This window comes from Mycolicibacterium gadium (genome assembly GCF_010728925.1).
GTDB classification, from domain to species: Bacteria; Actinomycetota; Actinomycetes; order Mycobacteriales; family Mycobacteriaceae; genus Mycobacterium; species Mycobacterium gadium.
In genome coordinates this window covers 457,082-474,151 of sequence record NZ_AP022608.1, presented here as the reverse complement: position 1 = coordinate 474,151, position 17,070 = coordinate 457,082, and the positions used below count along the sequence as shown (strand labels likewise).

The following is a 17,070-nucleotide window of genomic DNA, read 5'->3' as shown; positions in this document are numbered from 1 at the left end:
TGTCCGGGCTGGTAAAACCGCAGCTAGAGGGGCAAGAACAAATCGGTGGGGCGCGGTGGGGCAGCAACCCAGCAGCTGACTCGGCCATGCCCACAAAAAAGGGGTAACCCGGTGTGGGCTACCCCTGGGGTCGGGACGTGGTGCTACTCGTCGAAACGACGGCGGAACCGATCCTCCATACGACTGGTGAACGAACCGCCGGAGCCTTTGGCGCGCTTCTGCCGCTGCTGTCCGACCTGGTCGGTGGCCGCACGGTCACGGCCGCCACCTGCCACGCGCGGGCCCGTGATCGCGAAGACCACGCCGCCGAACATGACGATGAAACCGATCACGGACAGAATCGCGAAGTCGCCGATCCGAGTGGCGGGGATCGCGATACCCGCCACCAGCATCGCCAGTCCGGCCACGAAAAGCGCTGCACCCTGAAGTCGACGGCGGGTGGACGGCGCGCGGAGCGTCCCACCGCGAACGCTCGAAGCGAACTTCGGGTCCTCGGCATACAGCGCGCTCTCGATCTGATCGAGCATGCGCTGCTCATGATCGGAGAGTGGCATTCGTCCCTCCCTCGGGGCCCAGGAGCCGATGCGACCGGTCTCAATCGTTCAAACTGATGTCCGCCCGCATTCACGGACGCCTAACAGTCATGATACGAGGTCAGTCTGAGCCGTACCACCTTGTTCGACGGTCGATTGTATGACGTGCACCGCCGCCGGTGAGCGACAGCTCGCTCGGTTCGATAATGGGGGCACGTGACCGCACGAGTTGGTCTGAGGACAGGAGCAAGTTGGCGACGTTTCTGATCGATCTGTCGCCGAGCGATATGCAACGGCGGCTCGGTGACGCGCTCGCCGTGTACGTCGACGCCATGCGCTATCCGCGTGGCACCGAAGACCAACGCGCATCGATGTGGCTCGAGCACACGCAGCGGGGTGGGTGGAAGGCGGTCGCCGCCGTCGAGGCGTCCGACCTCGACGGACCCGACGCGACTCCGCCTTCAGCCCCGGAACTGGCGTCGGCGTCGCTGCTCGGCATCGCGTACGGCTATTGCGGCGCGCCGGACCAATGGTGGCAGCAGCAAGTGGTCGCCGGCCTGCACCGGGTAGGCGCCGACCCGGCCCGCATCGCCGAGCTGATGTCGAGCTACTTCGAGCTGACCGAATTGCACATTCATCCCCGCGCGCAGGGGCGCGGACTCGGGGAGGCGCTCGCCCGCCGGCTGCTCGCCGATCGTGCCGAATCACAGGTTCTGCTGTCGACGCCCGAGATCAACGGCGAAGCGAACCGGGCCTGGCGGCTCTACCGTCGCCTCGGCTTCGCCGACATCATCCGGGGTTACCACTTCGCCGGCGATCCGCGCGCGTTTGCCATCCTGGGGCGGGCGTTACCGCTCTGATACCTCTCTCCCCCCTCGCCGAACTGCTCCGGTCTGGCACGATGACCACGTGCGCGCCCAGCATTCTCGGAAACGTCGGCTGCTCGCCGTGATGTTGCTGATCCTGATCGCCCTTCCGGCACTCGTCGGATGCGTTCGGATCAGGGCGTCGATGACGGTGTCGCCCGACGACAGGGTGTCGGGACAGATCGTTGCCGCGGCCAAGCCGCGCAACGACGACGACAAGGGCCCTCAACTCCTCAACAATCTGACATTCGCCAACAAGGTGGCGGTCTCCGAGTACAGCCGCGACGACTACGTCGGATCTCAAGCGGTGTTCTCGGACCTCACCTTCGCCGAACTCCCCCAGCTGGCCAACATGAACCGCGACGCCGCCGGGGTGGACATCGCGCTACGACGCGCCGGCGACCTGGTGATTCTCGAGGGCCGCGTCGACCTCACCTCACTGAGCGACTCCGAGGCCGACGTCTCGCTTTCGGTGTCTTTCCCCGGCGAGGTCACCTCGACCAACGGGACTCAGGTGTCCGCCGAGATCGTCGAGTGGAAACTGCGACCCGGTGTCGTCAGCACGATGAACGCCCAGGCCCGCTATACCGACCCGAGCGCCCGTTCGTTCACCGGCGCGGCGATCTGGCTCGCCGTGGGCTCATTCCTGGTTGCCGGGATCATCGGCGGACTCGCCTACTACAACCGCGACCAATCGCCCCGCGTCGGCGAGCGCCGCACCGAGTCCCCTTGACACCCCGCTCTGACTTGCTAAACCAGCAGGCGCAGGCTCTACTCTGAATGCACTCGGGGCGAATAGTGCACAAGGAAAGGGGCGCCCGCTGAGCGTGTACGCAGCGGCACCGTCAGCCGTCGAGTTGGCCAAAGCCGTGACCGAGCAACTGCGCGCCTATCTCGCCGAGCGCCGCGGCGAGTGCGCCTACATGGGCGCCGATTACGGCGAGCTGACCGCCGCGCTGGAAGAGTTCGTGCTGCGCGGCGGCAAGCGCCTGCGGCCGGCCTTCGCGTACTGGGGCTGGCGCGCGGTGGCCGACAGCCCCGACGACCGCGATGAGGAGCAGGCCCTGCGCCTGTTCTCCGCGCTCGAGTTACTGCACGCCTGTGCCCTCGTCCACGACGACGTCATCGACGCATCGGCGACCCGTCGCGGATTGCCGACCGTGCATCGGCTGTTTTCGGAGAAGCACCGCACCAACGACTGGCACGGAAACTCCGACCAATTCGGCCTGTCGGCAGCGATCCTGCTCGGTGACCTCTCGCTGGTCTGGGCCGACGACATCGTCGCGACGGTCGATCTGCCGATCGAGGCGCACCGTCGCGTGCACCGGATCTGGGGCGCCATTCGCACCGAGGTCCTCGGCGGCCAATACCTCGACATCGTGGCCGAGGCCAGCGGCGCCGAATCGGTGGCATCGGCGATGACGGTGAACATCTACAAGACTGCGTCGTACACGATTTCGCGTCCGCTGCAGCTGGGCGTCGCCGCGGCGGCGGACCGCCCGGACGTGCAGGCCGCCTTCCACGAGCTGGGCACCAATCTCGGTGTCGCGTTTCAGCTGCGCGACGACGTGCTCGGTGTGTTCGGCGACCCCGCGGTGACCGGAAAGCCCTCCGGCGACGATCTGCGTTCGGGTAAGCGCACCGTGCTGCTGGCCGAGGCGGTCGAGCTGGCCGAGAAGCACGATCCGGTCGGGGCCAAGATGCTCCGCACGTCCATCGGCACAGAGCTTTCCGACGCGCAGGTCAAAGATCTGTGTCTGCTCATCGAATCGGTCGGCGCACTGGCCGCGGTCGAGGACCGTATCGATGTGCTCACCCGCAGGGCACTCGCGATCCTCAACGTCGCAGCGATCGACAGCCAGGCCAAGACCGGCCTATCGGAGCTCGCCAGATTGGCCGCCAACCGGACCGCCTGACAATGACATCTTCGTCACCGGCGGCGCCGTCGGACACATCCGCCATCGGGCGAGGCATTTCGCGATTCGTCGCGTTCGCGACGTCGCCGGAGGCGAAACCCGCGCGGCTCGGCGCACTTGGCGCCGTGCTGATCGCCGCGGGCGGACTCGGCGCGGGCAGCACGCGCCTGCACGATCCCCTGCTGGAATCGCTGCACCTGTCATGGCTGCGTTTCGGTCACGGCCTGGTGCTGTCATCGGTGCTGCTGTGGGTCGGCGTGGCCTTGATGCTGTTGGCCTGGCTGCGGTTGGGCCGCAGCGTGATCGACCGCACCGCGACCGAGTACACCATGGTCGCGACGACGGCGTTCTGGCTGGCTCCGCTGCTGTTGAGCGTCCCGGTGTTCAGCCGCGACACGTATTCGTATCTGGCGCAGGGCGCACTCCTGCGCGACGGATTCGACCCGTACGTCGTCGGGCCTATCGAGAACCCGAACTCGTTGCTGGAGAACGTCAGTCCCATCTGGACGACCACAACGGCACCCTACGGACCCGCCTTCATCCTGGTGGCAAAGTTCGTGACCCTGGTGGTCGGCGAGGACGTGGTCGCGGGCACGATGCTGCTGCGGCTGTGCATGTTGCCCGGTTTGGCGCTGTTGATCTGGGCGGCGCCGCGGGTGGCCCGGCACGTCGGCGCCGACGGCGCTGCAGCACTGTGGATATGCGTGCTGAACCCGCTGGTGATCATCCATCTGATGGGTGGCGTACACAACGAGATGCTGATGGTCGGGCTGATGATGGCCGCGATCGCGCTCACCTTCAGCGGCCACCACTTCTGGGGGGTAAGCCTGATTGCCGTCGCGGTCGCCGTGAAAGCCACTGCGGGCCTTGCCCTTCCGTTCATGGTGTGGGTGTGGGCACGGGACCTGCGGCACCGGCGCGGCTATGGACCCGCCAAGTCGTTCACGGCGGCGACCGTCGCCTCGGCACTCGTGTTCGTCGCGGTGTTCGCGGTGTTGTCGCTGGCCGCCGGCGTCGGCCTGGGCTGGCTGACAGCACTCGCGGGTTCGGTGAAGATCATCAACTGGCTGACACTGCCGACCGCAGCGGCCAACCTGATCAACGTCATCGGCAGCATCTTCATGCAGGTGAACTTCTACGCCGTGCTCGACGTCGCCCGGATCATCGGCATCGCCATCATCGCGATCTCACTTCCATTGCTGTGGTGGAGGTTTCGTCACACCGACCGCGAGGCGCTGGTCGGTATCGCCCTGGTGATGGCCGTCGTGGTGCTGTTCGTGCCCGCCGCGCTGCCCTGGTACTACACCTGGCCGCTGGCGGTAATCTCAGCTCTGACACAGAGTAGGCGGTCGATCGCGATCATCGCGGGCTTGTCCACCTGGATCACGGTGATCTGGAAACCCGACGGAGCGCACGGCATGTACTCGTGGCCGCACGTGCTGCTGGCCACAGCTTGTGCGGCGGGCGCGTGGTACTCGCTCTACAAAACGCCGGCGGTCAGTACGGCACGACCCGCCGAGCCGTCAATAAGCTAGCGCCTGGGCTCGACGCACCACCTCACGGGCCTGGTGCGAGTGCAACGCGTCAACCGGCCGGGCATTGGCCTGCTTGTCGGCCGCCCCGTCCCTGCGGATCGTGAGCGACGAGTCCGGGGTGAACAGCCAGCGCACGATCTCGGTCTCGCGGTAGCCGCCGTCGTGCAGCAGGACAAGTAACCCGTGCAGGCTCTTCACGACGTGACCGGTGTCGTCGAAGAATATCTTCGGCACCACCACCGCGCCGTTGCGACGTACGCCGATGAGGTGTCCCTCCCTCAAATGCTGCTGCACCTTGGTCACCGGAACACCGAGCAGATCGGCGACGGCGGGCAGGTCGTAGACGGCCTCGCCGGGGTCAAGGACATCGTCGGCGGCCGGAATGCTGCTCACCCCATCGAGTCTAAGTCGAGGGGGCCGACTCGTAACATGTGTTTCGTGGAGACCCACCGGCAGTCGGCGCCGCTCGTCGGGACCGTGCTGGACGGTCGGTACCGCGTCGACAACATGATCGCCACCGGTGGCACGAGCTCCGTGTACCGCGGCCTGGACCTTCGTCTCGACCGTCCGGTGGCGCTCAAGGTCATGGAATCCCGCTACGCGGGCGACCAACAGTTCCTCACGCGTTTTCAGCGCGAGGCGCGCGCGGTGGCCCGGCTCAAGGATCCCGGCCTCGTCGCCGTCTACGACCAGGGCGCTGGAATTCCCGGCAGGCAGGCTCCTTATCTCGTCATGGAGCTCGTCGAGGGCGGCACCCTGCGAGAGCTGCTGCGCGAGCGCGGACCGATGCCCCCGCATGCCGTCGCCGCGGTGCTCAAACCGGTACTCGGCGGGTTGGCGGTCGCGCACGCAGCCGGTCTGGTGCATCGCGACATCAAGCCCGAGAACGTGTTGATCTCCGACGACGGCGAGGTCAAGATCGCCGACTTCGGTCTGGTTCGCGCGGTCGCCGAAGCCAAGATCACCTCCACCAGCGTCATTCTGGGCACCGCTGCCTACCTGTCACCCGAACAGGCCGGCACCGGTGACGCCGATCCCCGCAGCGATGTGTACTCGGTCGGCATCCTGGCCTACGAGCTGCTCACCGGCGTCACACCGTTCACCGGTGACAATGCGCTCACGGTCGCATACCAGCGGATGGATCACGATGTACCCGCGCCGGGAACGGTGATTGCCGGCGTACCAGCACAATTCGACGAACTCGTGCTGCACGCCACCGCCCGCGATCCGCAGCGGCGCTACACGGACGCCGGGGACATGGCCGATGATCTCGCCGAGATCGTCGACGACCTCGGCCTGCCCCCCTTCCGCGTGCCTGCGCCGAGCATTTCGGCTCAGCACGCTGCGGCGACCACCGTCGTCACCGCCGGCAAACCCCGGCCCGCGCCCCAACACACCCGTGAGCTCATTCTCGGCAACATCCCACCCCAAGAGCCCGAATATCAGCCAGTGTCAGGACACCACGCCGGTGTCGACCTCGACGAGTTCTACTGGGCGCGGCAACGCTCCAAGCGCGTGCTGCTGTTCTGGGTGATCGCCGTCATCACGCTGACCGGGCTGGTGGCCGCGGGCTCGTGGACGGTCGGCAGCAATATCGGTGCGTTGCTGTAGTCAGTCGCGCAGCATCTCCGCGACCAGGAAGGCCAGCTCCAGCGACTGCTGAGTGTTCAGTCGCGGGTCGCAGGTCGTCTCGTAACGCCCGGCCAGGTCCGAATCGGAGATGTCCTGAGCGCCGCCGAGGCACTCGGTGACGTTCTCGCCGGTGATCTCGACGTGGATGCCGCCCGGATGCGTGCCCAGCGCGCGGTGCACCTCGAAGAAGCCCTGCACCTCGTCGACGATCCGATCGAAGTGCCGGGTCTTGTAACCCGTCGACGACTCGTGGGTGTTGCCGTGCATCGGATCGCACTGCCAGATCACCTGATGCCCGGTCGCCTGCACCTTCTCGATGATCGGTGGCAGCAGGTCGCGGACCTTGTTGTTGCCGAAGCGCGTGACCAACGTCAACCGGCCGGGCTCGTTGTTCGGGTCGAGCCGTTCCACGTATTCGACGGCGAGCTCCGGGGTCATCGTGGGGCCGAGCTTCACGCCGATCGGGTTGGCGATCACCTCGGCGAACGCGATGTGTGCTCCGTCGAGCTGGCGGGTGCGCTCGCCCACCCACACGTAGTGCGCGGACAGATCGAACAACGCCTGCTCGCCCTCGCTGTTGTCGGCCAGCCGTAGCATCGCCCGCTCGTAGTCGAGCACCAATGCCTCGTGCGACGCGTAGATCTCGGCGGTCTGCAGGTTGGGATCGTTGACACCACACGCGTTCATGAAGCGCAGACCGCGGTCGATCTCGCCAGCCAGGGCCTCGTACCTGGCGCCGGCAGGTGACGTCCGGACGAATTCCCGGTTCCAGTCGTGCACGAGGTCCAACGACGCGAGCCCGCCCGATGTCAGGGCGCGGGTCAAGTTCATCGCGGCGCTCGCATTCGCGTAGGCGCGCACCAGCCGCGACGCGTCGTGCTCGCGGACCGCGGCGTCGGGAGCGAAACCGTTGATCATGTCGCCGCGGTAGGACTTCAGCCCCAGGGCGTCGGTGTCCGACGAGCGCGGCTTGGCGTACTGGCCCGCGATTCGGGCGACCTTGATCACCGGCATGCTCGACCCGTAGGTCAGGACGACGGCCATCTGCAGCAGGGTGCGGATGTTGCCCCTGATATGGGGTTCGGTGTTGTCGGCGAACGTCTCGGCGCAGTCGCCGCCCTGCAGCAGAAACGCCTCGCCGCGGGCCACGTCGGCCAGCAGGCTCTTGAGCCGCTCGATCTCAGAAGAAACGGTGATGGGCGGCACGCTCTCCAGGACGGTCCGCATCGCCTTGGCCTGTTCGGCGTCCCAGCTCGGCTGTTGGGCGGCGGGCTTGGCGAGTGCGGTGTCCAGGCGTTGCCGCAGCTCATCAGGCAGCGGCGGCAGCGCAGGCAGCTGGTCGATGGGTACGTCGACGGTCCAGTTCACCCGTCAATGGTAACTGGACGCCGATACCGGTTTTCACCGCTGGACTGGCACTTCGCCGGTCGTCATCAACTGGAAGCGCAACAGGTTGTGACGCGCGTCGACCAGGGCGTCGTGGGCGTCGCGTGGTCGCGGCGGCATCCGGGGCGATCCCCTCTCCTCCCAGAACTGCCGCAACTCCCGGGTGAATCGAGGAATCGCAGGCGGCAGATCGGTCATCGGGCCCCACAACTGACACAGCACGACGTGGTCGTAAGCCCCGACCCACGCCCACAGTTCGATCGGCTCGTCACCGTCGACGCCGAAGAAATCTTCCAGCTCCGAGCGGATCTGCCGACGCGAGCGCCATAGCTGCGACGACGGCGAAGGGAGTTTGGGCAGCACGTTCCTACGCACCCAGCTGCCCGCCCGTTCCGGGTTGAATTCCGTTGAAATACCGTAGTATTCGCGACCATCCTCGGCCGCGACGCCAATGGAGATCAGCTCGATCGTCCGGCCGTTGTCGATGAACTCGGTGTCATAGAAGTACCTCACGCCCCTGGCACTCCCGTCGCCGCCCGCGGCGCCGGGGCGGCGCGGATCTCACGGTCGAGTTCCTGGTTCACTTCGGCGTCTTCCGGGAAGCGCGGCTCGCCCGCGATCACGTGTTGCAGCCACAGCTTGGCCTGCACGACCGGTCGTCGCAGCCGGCGTTCGCGCTCCAGCGCGCGATGCATCTTCCTGGGGTGGTCGCCGTATCGCCAGCGGGCCCACGGCGCGTGTGGGCGGGACAGCCGGATCGCCCCGATGAAGAGCAGCGGGGTGATGAACATCCCCACCAAACCGGTCCAGACCTTCCCCTTGAGCAGGACGACGACCGCGAGCACCAGCGTGAGCACCGCAAGGGCGATCACGCTGGCCCTCGCCTCGACCGAGTGGTCGTTGCGCCAGATACCGATATCGAAGAAAGACAGCGGGTTGAACCCCAGGACGAGCAGTCCCGCAACGGCGACGGCAGCGAACACCGCGTCGACCGAAGTTCGCCCGTCCTCGGCCCAATACACGTCCTGCAAGTGCAGGATCAGCGCGAACTCATCGAGCACCAGCGCAGCTCCGATTCCGAAAAAGGTTGCCGCGACCGTGAATTCGGGTACTCCCCCGTTGACCGCCAAAGTCACCATCGACACACCGGAGATCATGACGAGTATCACACCGATAACCACGTGGTGGATGTGCAGTCCGCCGCCTGCAGAAATGTTGCGCGGCTGCCACCACTTGCGGGGCGCGTCGGAGTCGGCATGGCTGCGGATGTACCGCACGATCGTGCGCGTCACGAAGAACGTGAGAATGAACGCGACCAGGCAGAACACCAGCGGTATTCGGCTGTGTGGAATGCCGAAGTCGAGGTCGAACGTCGCGCGCACGGTCGAAAACTTACGCCGACCTGCGCGTGTCACGCCCGGGATACCCTCCGACGCGCCGGTGGCCACCGATAGTCTGGTCGCGAAATGAGTACGCGGCGGTCTCCCGGCAGGCTTGATTGGGGACGAATGCTCGCCTGGCGGCTGGTCCAGCTGCTCACCGTGGCGGCATTGGTCTGGGCTGGCTGGCGGCTGCTGGGGCACACCCCGTACCGCATCGACATCGACGTCTACCGGATGGGCGGGCAGGCCTGGCTCGACGGCCGGCCGCTGTACGCCGACGGTGTCATGTTCCACACTCGCGGCGGGCTCGACCTGCCTTTCACCTACCCTCCGCTGGCAGCTGTCCTGTTCGCGCCGTTTGCGCTCCTGTCGCTGGACGGTGCGAGCATCGCCATCACGCTGGCCACGCTGGTTCTGCTGATCGTCGCGACGACCATCCTGCTGACTCGACTGGACGTATGGCCGGATCCGGCGGACGGCAAGAGCGCTGTCACCTCGGAGCCGGCATGGCTGCGCCGGACCTGGCTGGCCGCGGCGATAGTGGCCCCCGCGGTCATCTACTTCGAACCGATCCGGTCGAACTTCGACTTCGGCCAGATCAACGTGGTGTTGATGACGCTGGTGATCGCCGATTGCGTCCCGCGCAAGACACCGTGGCCGCGCGGCATGCTGCTGGGGCTGGCGATCGCCCTCAAACTCACCCCTGCGGTGTTCCTGCTGTACTTCGTCCTCCGTCGGGACACCCGCGCGCTGCTCGTCACCGCGGCGTCTGCCGCGGCCGCCACGCTGGCCGGGGTGGCGTTCGCCTGGCGGGACTCGTTCGTGTACTGGACCGAAACTGTGCGCAACACCGACCGCATCGGCACTGCGACGCTGAACACCAACCAGAACATCGCGGGTGCCCTGGCCCGGTTGGGCCTCGGCGAAGGCATGCGATTCGTGTTGTGGACCGTCACCTGTCTGGCGGTGCTGGCGCTGACGGTGTGGGCCGTGCGACGCGTCTTGAAGGCCGAGCAATCGGTGCTCGCCCTGATCTGCGTGGCGATGTTCGGGCTGGTGGTGTCGCCGGTCTCCTGGTCGCATCATTGGGTGTGGGTGCTGCCCGCCGTGCTGGTCACCGGCATCGTGGCCTACCGCCAGCGGCACGTGGCCCTGGGGGTTGTCGCCGCTGCGGGCGTCGCGCTGATGATCTGGAGCCCGATCCCGCTGATGCCCGAACACCAGGAAACCGCGGCTTCGCTATGGCGGCAGCTGGCCGGCGGTTCCTATGTGTGGTGGGCGATCGCGGTGATTGTCGTGTCGGGCACGATGTCGTGGCGCCAGACCCAGGGCTCCGATACCGCCCTCGACGAGGCGCGTGTCCCCGCGGTCAACTAACCGGCGGCAACTTCGGGCATACGGGCCGACGGCTTCGCCGTGGCATCCGCCTTGCCTTCCTTGACATCGGCGGCGTACAGGTCGACATATTCCTGCCCGGACAGCCGCATGAGCTCGTACATCACCTCGTCGATCACCGCGCGTTCGATGAACCTGTTACCCGCCAGACCCTCGAACCGGCTGAAATCCATCGGCTTGCCGAACTTCACCGTCACCCGGCCGAAGCGCCACCCCTTTTTTCCGGGTGGATTGACGACATCGGTTCCTATCATCGCGACCGGAATCACCGGAACGCCCGTCTCCAGCGCCAGTCGCGCCAGACCCGTCTTGCCCTTGTACAGCCGTCCGTCGGGCGAGCGGGTGCCCTCGGGATACATCCCGAGCAGCTTGCCCTCACTGAGGACGCGGGCGGCTGTGCTCAATGCGGCCTGGGCACTGTCGGCGTCGGAACGGTCGATCGGCACCTGGCCCGCGGCGGTGTAGAACCACCGCTGGAACCACCCTTTGAGCCCCGTTCCGGTGAAGTACTCGGCCTTGGCCAGGAAGGTGATCCTGCGGCGGACCACAAGAGGCTTGAAGAAGCTATCGGCAACCGCTAGGTGGTTACTGGCGAGGATCGCGGGCCCTGAGCGCGGAACATAGTCCAGCCCTTCGACTTTCGGCCGGCCGAGCAGCGACAGCAAAGGGCCCATGAAGATGTACTTGAACAGCCAATACCACATGGGCCCCTCCTGATGATCGAACACACCTCGGTGTTCTGCGACAACTGTACCCACGCACCGGGCACGCGACCACAGGGCAGCCTCGGCGACGCGAGAATGAACTCAGCTACTCCTCGACCGTTACCGGAATGTGCTGATAGCGCCCGGGTCCCGGTGGTGCGGGCCCGTCACCGTCGGGCGGATCCGGCGGCGACGGCGGGCCGTCCGGAGACGGAGGCGGCGCGCCACCCGACTGGCCGGATTGCGCAGAGTCTTCGATGAGCGCCCTCACCACGGTGAGCAGCGCGACGCTGTGATCAGCGATGACCGTCAGCAATGGATGCTGTTCGCCCGACGCCAGCGCGGCCAGTGCGCACACCGGGCACCACACCTGCTGGCACTTGCCGGGGGTGGCGTCGGGGGCGGCGGCGCGCGCCGCGGCCATTCGCAGCGCGGGGTCAAGTCGATCCAGGATGGTCTGCGCCAGCTGCCGCAGCTCCGGACCGATGTCGGAGTGTTCGCCGTTCACTGAGGCCACACCTCCGGATTCGGTCGGAACCGCACTGTCAGTTCACTGCCTCGCAGCTGCGCGTCGATGACGATGCAACGACGTAGTACCGAAGCGAGTCGAACACGGCGTCGCATCCCACCGACACCGATGATCAAGTCATCGTCGACCCGCCCGAGCGCGAGGGCAGCTGAGTCGACCTGCGGCAACTCTAGCCGCATTCGGTAGACGGCCTCGAGACCGGCGCCGGATTCCCTGTCCACGATCGGCCGCAGCGGACCAGGGGGCGGTGAACCGTCACGCCTGCGTGCGGCGTCCAGCAGCTCGCCCAGTGCTTTCGGGCCGATCGGCTCGCCGGCCAGATGCGGAACGAGGACGAGCTGTACGTCGCCGATCATGCCGTCCAGTTCATCGAGCACCGACTGCTGCTCGGAGATCCGTTCGGAGTACCAGTCAAACGCGGGATGATCGGGCAGGTTGCGGTACTCGTATGAATCGTCTTGCACCAGAATCTGGTTGACGATCAACTCGTCGATCCGGACGCCCATCAACGCCAGCGAGCCCAGCGTGCGCGCCGCCTCGGCGGCGACCACCCGTTCCGCGGTCATCACCAGATGGGCGCTCAGTACCGACCCGTCGGTGAGCAGCGCGCTCAACCGCTCGGTGCCAGCGCCGATGCGTTCGACGAGTCCCACCACCGCAGCCGTACGCGCGTCGTCGGTGCCGGACAGCCGGCGGTGCCGCGGCCAGGCGCGCTCCAGATAGAGCGCGAACGTCGCGGGCAGCGTGAGCATGCGCAGTGCATCGGCGGTCGACGCGCAGTCCACCACGACGTGATCCCACCGACCAGCGGCCGCCAGCTCGCCGACCTCGTGCAAACCGAGCACTTCCTGGATACCTGGCAGCGCTGAAAGTTCTTCGGGGGCAACGTTTCCCAGATCCGACTCGGGAAATCTACCGGCCAGCATGCCGGCGATCTCGCGCCAGTGGGTTTCCAGCAGTGCCAGCGTGTCGAGTGCCAGCGCGTCGAGGAGACCGCCCGCGTCGGTGCCGTTGTCGAGGTCGGCGAAGACCCTGGTGGGTTCTCGTCGCCCGGTCGGAGTGATCGGCGCGCCCAGCACATCTCCGATCGAGTGCGCTTGATCCGTCGACACGAGCAGCACCCGCATGCCCGCGCGGGCGTCGCGCACGGCGGTGGCGGTTGCCAGAGTCGACTTCCCGACACCGCCCTTGCCGACGAAGAGACTGATCCGAGCCACCGGCGGGCCCGGATTCACACCGTGACGGGGTGGCGGGAGGTCACTCAGCCTCGGCTCGTTTCTTGAGGTCCTTCAACGCGGTGTCGGTGAGCCGCCGTTCAGCCTTTCGCTTCAACAGCCCGATCATGGGGATGATCAGGTCCACCGACAGCTCATAGGTAACGTCGGTTCCAGACCCCTTGGGCGACAACCGATATGCACCGTTCAACGACTTCAGCAGCGAGCTGGACACCAAGGTCCACTCCACCGAGCCGCGCTCGACCTGCTTCCAGTCGTATGCCAGCACCATCGTGTCCTTGAGCACGGCCGCGTCCAAAACCAGTCGCGCCGTCTTCGGATACCCCTCCGGGCCTGCCTCGAGGACCTCACAGTCCTTGTACTCGTTGACCCACTCCGGATAGGACGCGATGTCGGCGATGACACCCATCACCCTTGACGGGTCGGCATCAATGTAGATGGTCTGCGCCGTCTTGTCCGCCACTGCCTTCTTCTCCGTCTATCTGCCGATGGCCCAGAATGTACCCCGCTCGGAGGTGTTGAACCCAAGTCTCACGCCAGCCGGGATACCCCGACCGGGCGCGTCGCCTCCAGGCGGCGCTTCACCTCGAACGCCATGCCTTTGCCCGCTACCCGCCGCTGATGGTTCATTTTGGCGAGGTTCATCTTCTGTAGCTGCCAGGCCGCCACGCCCGACGGTTCTGCGTGCAGGAAATAATGCAGGATCACCCCGTCCAGGGCGGGTTGCAGCCAGACTTCCATCGTGCCGGTGAGCGCGCCGGCGACCGTCCACCGGTGACCGACCTCACCGCGGTCCTCGACCACGGTCAGCCGCAGGTCAGGCCACCAGCGGCGCCAGTTGGCGGGGTCGCCGACCGCCATTCCCACCTCGACGGGGTCCGCGGAGACAAACGTCTCGTCGGCGATCTGGATGCTGTGCATGGCCTACAAGCTATACATGCGTGCGCCGGTCGGTGTCGACGGAGGCCGACTACGCTGTTGAGCGGCAAAGCCGCTAGTCGAGAGGCCATGATCGTGCGCGAGTTCAGTGTCCCCGCTTCATTCACCGTGGGTGAGCACGACAACGTCGTCAGCTCCGTCTTCAGCCACGAGCGTGACGATCCCGACCACGTGATCTTCCAGCGCCTCGTCGACGGCGTATGGACCGATGTCACGTGCAGGGAGGCCGCCGATCAGATCCGTTCGGCGGCACTGGGCCTGATCGCCGAGGGCGTGGCGCCCGGTGATCGCGTCGCCATCCTGTCGGCCACCCGGTACGAGTGGGTGATCCTGGACTACGCGATCCTGGCAATCGGCGCGGTGACCGTCCCGATTTACGAGACCTCATCCCCCGACCAGGTGCGCTGGGTATTGGAGGATTCCGGCGCGGTGCTGGCCTTCGTCGAGATCGAGGCGCATGCGTTGATGGTCAAAGCGCTGCTCGACGAGTTGCCCGCGCTGCGCAAGGTGCTCGTGATCGAGTCGACGGCGCCGTCGGCCGTGGACGCACTGGCCGACGCCGGCGCATCGGTGGATCGCAAGCAGCTCGACGAGCGGTTGGCGGGCATCCGCTCCACCAATCCGGCCACCCTGATCTACACCTCGGGCACCACAGGCCGCCCCAAGGGCTGCCAACTGACCCATTCCAACCTGCTGTACGAGACGCGCGGTGCGTCGGCCTCCTTCCCCAGCCTGCTGCGCAAAGGTGAGCGGCTGCTGGTGTTCCTTCCGTTGGCGCACGTCCTGGCGCGCGCGCTGTCCATGACGGCATTCGCGAACGGGGTCACCATCGGCTACACGAGCGACATCAAGAATCTGGTACCGATGTTCGGGCTGTTCAAGCCGACGGTCATCGTGTCTGTCCCCCGCGTCTTCGAAAAGGTCTACAACACTGCGGAATTGAACGCTTCGGACTCGGGGAAGGGTGCGATCTTCGCGAGGGCGGTGCAGACCGCGATCGAGTGGAGTCAAGCCCAGGACACCGGCGGGCCGGGCCTGCTGCTGCGGGCCAAGCACGCGTTGTTCGATCGGCTCGTGTACGGCAAGCTGCGCGCCGCGACCGGCGGCGACTGCCGGGCGTCCATCTCCGGCGGTGCCCCGCTGGGTGCGCGTCTTGGCCACTTCTACCGCGGCATCGGGCTGACGATCTACGAAGGCTACGGGCTGACCGAGACCAGCGCCGCGATCACCGCTAACCGGATCGGCGAGCTGAAAATCGGCACCGTCGGAAAACTTCTGCCTGGCAACAGTATGGCGGTCGCCAACGACGGCGAGCTGTTGGTCAAGGGCGGCGTGGTGTTCGACGGCTATTGGCGAAACGAGACCGCCACACGCGAGGCGATCGTCAACGGCTGGTTCCACACCGGGGACCTCGGACACATCGACGACGATGGGTTCCTGTCCATCGTGGGCCGCAAGAAGGAAATCATCGTGACAGCCGGCGGTAAGAACGTCGCACCGGCAGTGCTCGAGGACCAGTTGCGCGCACACCCGCTGATCAGTCAGGCGATGGCCGTCGGCGACGCGAAGCCGTTCATCGCTGCGCTCATTGCCATCGACCCTGAGGCGTTTGACGTCTGGAAGGCGCATCACGGCAAAGACGCAAAGGCCTCGGTGGAGGACTTGACCGACGATCCCGACCTCGTCGCGGAGATCGACCTCGCCGTCAAGAACGCCAACCAGGCGGTGTCGAAGGCCGAGGCGATCCGCAAGTTCCGCATCTTGCCCGTCGACTTCACGGTCCTCACCGGCGAGTTGACACCGACGCTGAAGGTCAAGCGCAAGGTGGTGGCCGAGAAGTTCGCCACCGACATCGACGGTTTGTACGCGAAGGACTAGAGCAGGTCGGACAACCTGGCGGCCTGGTCCTTCCACTGCCAGTTGTCGACGGCCCAGCGCCGACCGGCCGCCCCCATCCGGGCGGCCCGGTCGGGATCGGCGAGCAGATCGCCGACGGTCGCCGCGATCGCCCCGACGTCCCAGCCGTCGACCACCGTGCCCGTCTCACCGTCGAGCACGGTCTCCGGCGCACCGCCTGACCTGCCGGCCACGACGGGCACTCCGCACGCCGACGCCTCCAGATAGACGATGCCCAGACCTTCGACGTCCAGGCCGGCTCCCCTGGTCCGGCACGGCATCGCGAACACGTCAGCCATCGCATGATGGGCTGGTAATTCCTCGCCAGGCACGCCGCCGGTGAACACCACATGATCGGACACTCCGAAGTCGTGCGCGAGGCGCCGCAGGGATTTTCCGTAGGGGCCACCGCCGACGATCACCAAAGCGGCACCGTGCACACGTTGCCGGATCGCGGGCAGCGCCCGGATCAACATGTCCTGGCCCTTGCGCGGCACCAGTCGCGACAGGCAGACCACGACGGGGCGACCGCCCAGCCCGTAGCGGGCCCGCAGCTGCGCGCGTGCGATCTCGTCCGGCACGAACCGCTCGGTGTCCACACCCGGCGGCAGATGCTCGAGCGCCGCATGCGGACCGAACGCCGATGCGAACCGCCGCCTGGTGTAGCGGCTGACGTATGTCACCGCGTCGGTCCCGGATCCGATGCGCCGCAACGCCGTTCGGGCCAGCGGGAGCATCGACCATCCCACCTCGTGACCATGGGTACTCGCGATCACCCGGGCGGCGCCCGCGTCACGGGCCATTGGCGCCATCAGCGCCAGCGGTGCCGCCGCGCCGAACCACACGGTGTCGGCGTGGTGGAGCTCGATGAGTCGCCGCATCCGGCCCGCGACCGACGGTTCGGGCAGCATCAGCGTGGTCGGATGCCGCACCACCTCGTAGTCGGCGGCCCGGTCGAACTCGTCGGAGCCCTTCCACTTCGGTGCGTACACCGTCAAAGTGTGGGCACCCGCGTCGACCAGGTGGCCCACGAATTCCTGCAGGTACGACTGAATGCCGCCACGTCTGGGTGGAAAGTCATTGGTAACCAGCAGGACCCGGCTCATAGCCCGTCACGTTATT

18 protein-coding genes are annotated in these 17,070 nt (G+C 66.5%); 7 read left to right on the top strand and 11 right to left on the bottom strand.

Translation table 11 applies throughout. The features are described from left to right. Positions 1-143: 143 nt before the first annotated feature. Positions 144-554: an SCO2097 family morphological protein gene (locus G6N36_RS02265; RefSeq protein ID WP_163684583.1), complete on the bottom strand. Its 411-nt coding sequence runs from the start codon at positions 552-554 to the stop codon at positions 144-146. Positions 555-784: 230 nt separating this feature from the next. On the opposite strand from G6N36_RS02265, the gene G6N36_RS02260 reads away from it, so the two are divergent. From G6N36_RS02260 to G6N36_RS02245, 4 genes are all read left to right on the top strand, one after another. Continuing rightward, positions 785-1,393: a GNAT family N-acetyltransferase gene (locus G6N36_RS02260; RefSeq protein ID WP_163690323.1), complete on the top strand. Its 609-nt coding sequence runs from the start codon at positions 785-787 to the stop codon at positions 1,391-1,393. Positions 1,394-1,484: 91 nt separating this feature from the next. After that, entirely contained in the window at positions 1,485-2,132 is a 648-nt protein-coding gene (locus tag G6N36_RS02255) for an LppM family (lipo)protein (protein WP_163690322.1), read from the top strand. A gap of 94 nt (positions 2,133-2,226) precedes the next feature. After that, positions 2,227-3,315: a bifunctional (2E,6E)-farnesyl/geranyl diphosphate synthase gene (gene idsA2 / locus G6N36_RS02250; protein ID WP_163684580.1), complete on the top strand. Its 1,089-nt coding sequence runs from the start codon at positions 2,227-2,229 to the stop codon at positions 3,313-3,315. 2 nt (positions 3,316-3,317) lie between these two features. Further along, positions 3,318-4,850 (top strand): alpha-(1->6)-mannopyranosyltransferase A, encoded by a 1,533-nt coding sequence (locus G6N36_RS02245; RefSeq protein WP_163684578.1) that lies wholly within the window; start codon positions 3,318-3,320, stop codon positions 4,848-4,850. Here the strand turns inward: G6N36_RS02245 and G6N36_RS02240 are convergent. Continuing rightward, the gene (locus tag G6N36_RS02240) at positions 4,839-5,243 is read right to left on the bottom strand and encodes an Rv2175c family DNA-binding protein (RefSeq protein WP_163684577.1); all 405 of its coding nucleotides are present in this window, start codon (positions 5,241-5,243) and stop codon (positions 4,839-4,841) included. The genes G6N36_RS02245 and G6N36_RS02240 overlap by 12 nt on opposite strands. Positions 5,244-5,279: 36 nt before the next feature. On the opposite strand from G6N36_RS02240, the gene G6N36_RS02235 reads away from it, so the two are divergent. Then, positions 5,280-6,461 carry a protein kinase domain-containing protein gene (locus G6N36_RS02235; RefSeq protein WP_163684575.1) on the top strand — a complete coding sequence of 394 codons (1,182 nt, stop codon included), beginning with the start codon at positions 5,280-5,282 and terminating at the stop codon, positions 6,459-6,461. Here the strand turns inward: G6N36_RS02235 and G6N36_RS02230 are convergent, their stop codons facing one another. Genes G6N36_RS02230 through G6N36_RS02220 form a run of 3 tightly spaced genes read right to left on the bottom strand, consistent with a single transcriptional unit; the run spans position 6,462 to position 9,250 of the window. After that, the gene (locus G6N36_RS02230; RefSeq protein WP_163684573.1) at positions 6,462-7,850 is read right to left on the bottom strand and encodes a class II 3-deoxy-7-phosphoheptulonate synthase; all 1,389 of its coding nucleotides are present in this window, start codon (positions 7,848-7,850) and stop codon (positions 6,462-6,464) included. 33 nt (positions 7,851-7,883) lie between these two features. Next, the gene (locus tag G6N36_RS02225; protein ID WP_163684571.1) at positions 7,884-8,381 is read right to left on the bottom strand and encodes a polyadenylate-specific 3'-exoribonuclease AS; all 498 of its coding nucleotides are present in this window, start codon (positions 8,379-8,381) and stop codon (positions 7,884-7,886) included. Continuing rightward, entirely contained in the window at positions 8,378-9,250 is an 873-nt protein-coding gene (locus G6N36_RS02220; RefSeq protein WP_163684570.1) for a hypothetical protein, read from the bottom strand. The genes G6N36_RS02225 and G6N36_RS02220 overlap by 4 nt, the downstream gene beginning before the upstream one ends. Before the next feature lie 84 nt (positions 9,251-9,334). Here G6N36_RS02220 and G6N36_RS02215 point away from each other — a divergent pair, with 84 nt between their 5' ends. Beyond that, the gene (locus G6N36_RS02215) at positions 9,335-10,627 is read left to right on the top strand and encodes a glycosyltransferase 87 family protein (RefSeq protein WP_163684568.1); all 1,293 of its coding nucleotides are present in this window, start codon (positions 9,335-9,337) and stop codon (positions 10,625-10,627) included. Here the strand turns inward: G6N36_RS02215 and G6N36_RS02210 are convergent. From G6N36_RS02210 to G6N36_RS02190, 5 genes are all read right to left on the bottom strand, one after another. Next, positions 10,624-11,349: a lysophospholipid acyltransferase family protein gene (locus tag G6N36_RS02210; RefSeq protein WP_083125460.1), complete on the bottom strand. Its 726-nt coding sequence runs from the start codon at positions 11,347-11,349 to the stop codon at positions 10,624-10,626. The two genes, G6N36_RS02215 and G6N36_RS02210, sit on opposite strands and share 4 nt — an antisense overlap. Before the next feature lie 106 nt (positions 11,350-11,455). After that, complete coding sequence (locus tag G6N36_RS02205) at positions 11,456-11,857, bottom strand: hypothetical protein (RefSeq protein ID WP_163684566.1); 402 nt, start codon at positions 11,855-11,857, stop codon at positions 11,456-11,458. After that, positions 11,854-13,113, bottom strand: coding sequence for an ArsA family ATPase (locus tag G6N36_RS02200; protein WP_163684564.1), 1,260 nt, complete (start codon positions 13,111-13,113; stop codon positions 11,854-11,856). Before G6N36_RS02200 ends, G6N36_RS02205 begins: the two co-directional genes overlap by 4 nt. A 22-nt stretch (positions 13,114-13,135) precedes the next feature. Continuing rightward, positions 13,136-13,576: an SRPBCC family protein gene (locus G6N36_RS02195; RefSeq protein WP_163684562.1), complete on the bottom strand. Its 441-nt coding sequence runs from the start codon at positions 13,574-13,576 to the stop codon at positions 13,136-13,138. A 68-nt stretch (positions 13,577-13,644) separates the two neighbouring features. Beyond that, positions 13,645-14,034, bottom strand: a complete 390-nt coding sequence (locus G6N36_RS02190; RefSeq protein WP_163684560.1) for a polyketide cyclase / dehydrase and lipid transport — start codon at positions 14,032-14,034, stop codon at positions 13,645-13,647. 93 nt (positions 14,035-14,127) lie between these two features. Here G6N36_RS02190 and G6N36_RS02185 point away from each other — a divergent pair, with 93 nt between their 5' ends. Next, positions 14,128-15,930, top strand: coding sequence for an AMP-dependent synthetase/ligase (locus G6N36_RS02185; RefSeq protein WP_163690320.1), 1,803 nt, complete (start codon positions 14,128-14,130; stop codon positions 15,928-15,930). Here the strand turns inward: G6N36_RS02185 and G6N36_RS02180 are convergent. Then, positions 15,927-17,054, bottom strand: coding sequence for a glycosyltransferase family 4 protein (locus G6N36_RS02180; protein ID WP_163684558.1), 1,128 nt, complete (start codon positions 17,052-17,054; stop codon positions 15,927-15,929). The two genes, G6N36_RS02185 and G6N36_RS02180, sit on opposite strands and share 4 nt — an antisense overlap. Positions 17,055-17,070 lie beyond the last annotated feature (16 nt).

What these genes read in the sequence shown, in the direction of transcription:
- G6N36_RS02180 (WP_163684558.1), bottom strand. Translation starts at nt 17,054, where the DNA reads ATGAGCCGGGTCCTGCTGGTTACCAATGACTTTCCACCCAGACGTGGC.
- G6N36_RS02245 (WP_163684578.1), top strand. Translation starts at nt 3,318, where the DNA reads ATGACATCTTCGTCACCGGCGGCGCCGTCGGACACATCCGCCATCGGG.
- G6N36_RS02210 (WP_083125460.1), bottom strand. Translation starts at nt 11,349, where the DNA reads ATGTGGTATTGGCTGTTCAAGTACATCTTCATGGGCCCTTTGCTGTCG.
- G6N36_RS02235 (WP_163684575.1), top strand. Translation starts at nt 5,280, where the DNA reads ATGTGTTTCGTGGAGACCCACCGGCAGTCGGCGCCGCTCGTCGGGACC.
- G6N36_RS02255 (WP_163690322.1), top strand. Translation starts at nt 1,485, where the DNA reads ATGTTGCTGATCCTGATCGCCCTTCCGGCACTCGTCGGATGCGTTCGG.
- G6N36_RS02215 (WP_163684568.1), top strand. Translation starts at nt 9,335, where the DNA reads ATGAGTACGCGGCGGTCTCCCGGCAGGCTTGATTGGGGACGAATGCTC.
- G6N36_RS02265 (WP_163684583.1), bottom strand. Translation starts at nt 554, where the DNA reads ATGCCACTCTCCGATCATGAGCAGCGCATGCTCGATCAGATCGAGAGC.
- G6N36_RS02190 (WP_163684560.1), bottom strand. Translation starts at nt 14,034, where the DNA reads ATGCACAGCATCCAGATCGCCGACGAGACGTTTGTCTCCGCGGACCCC.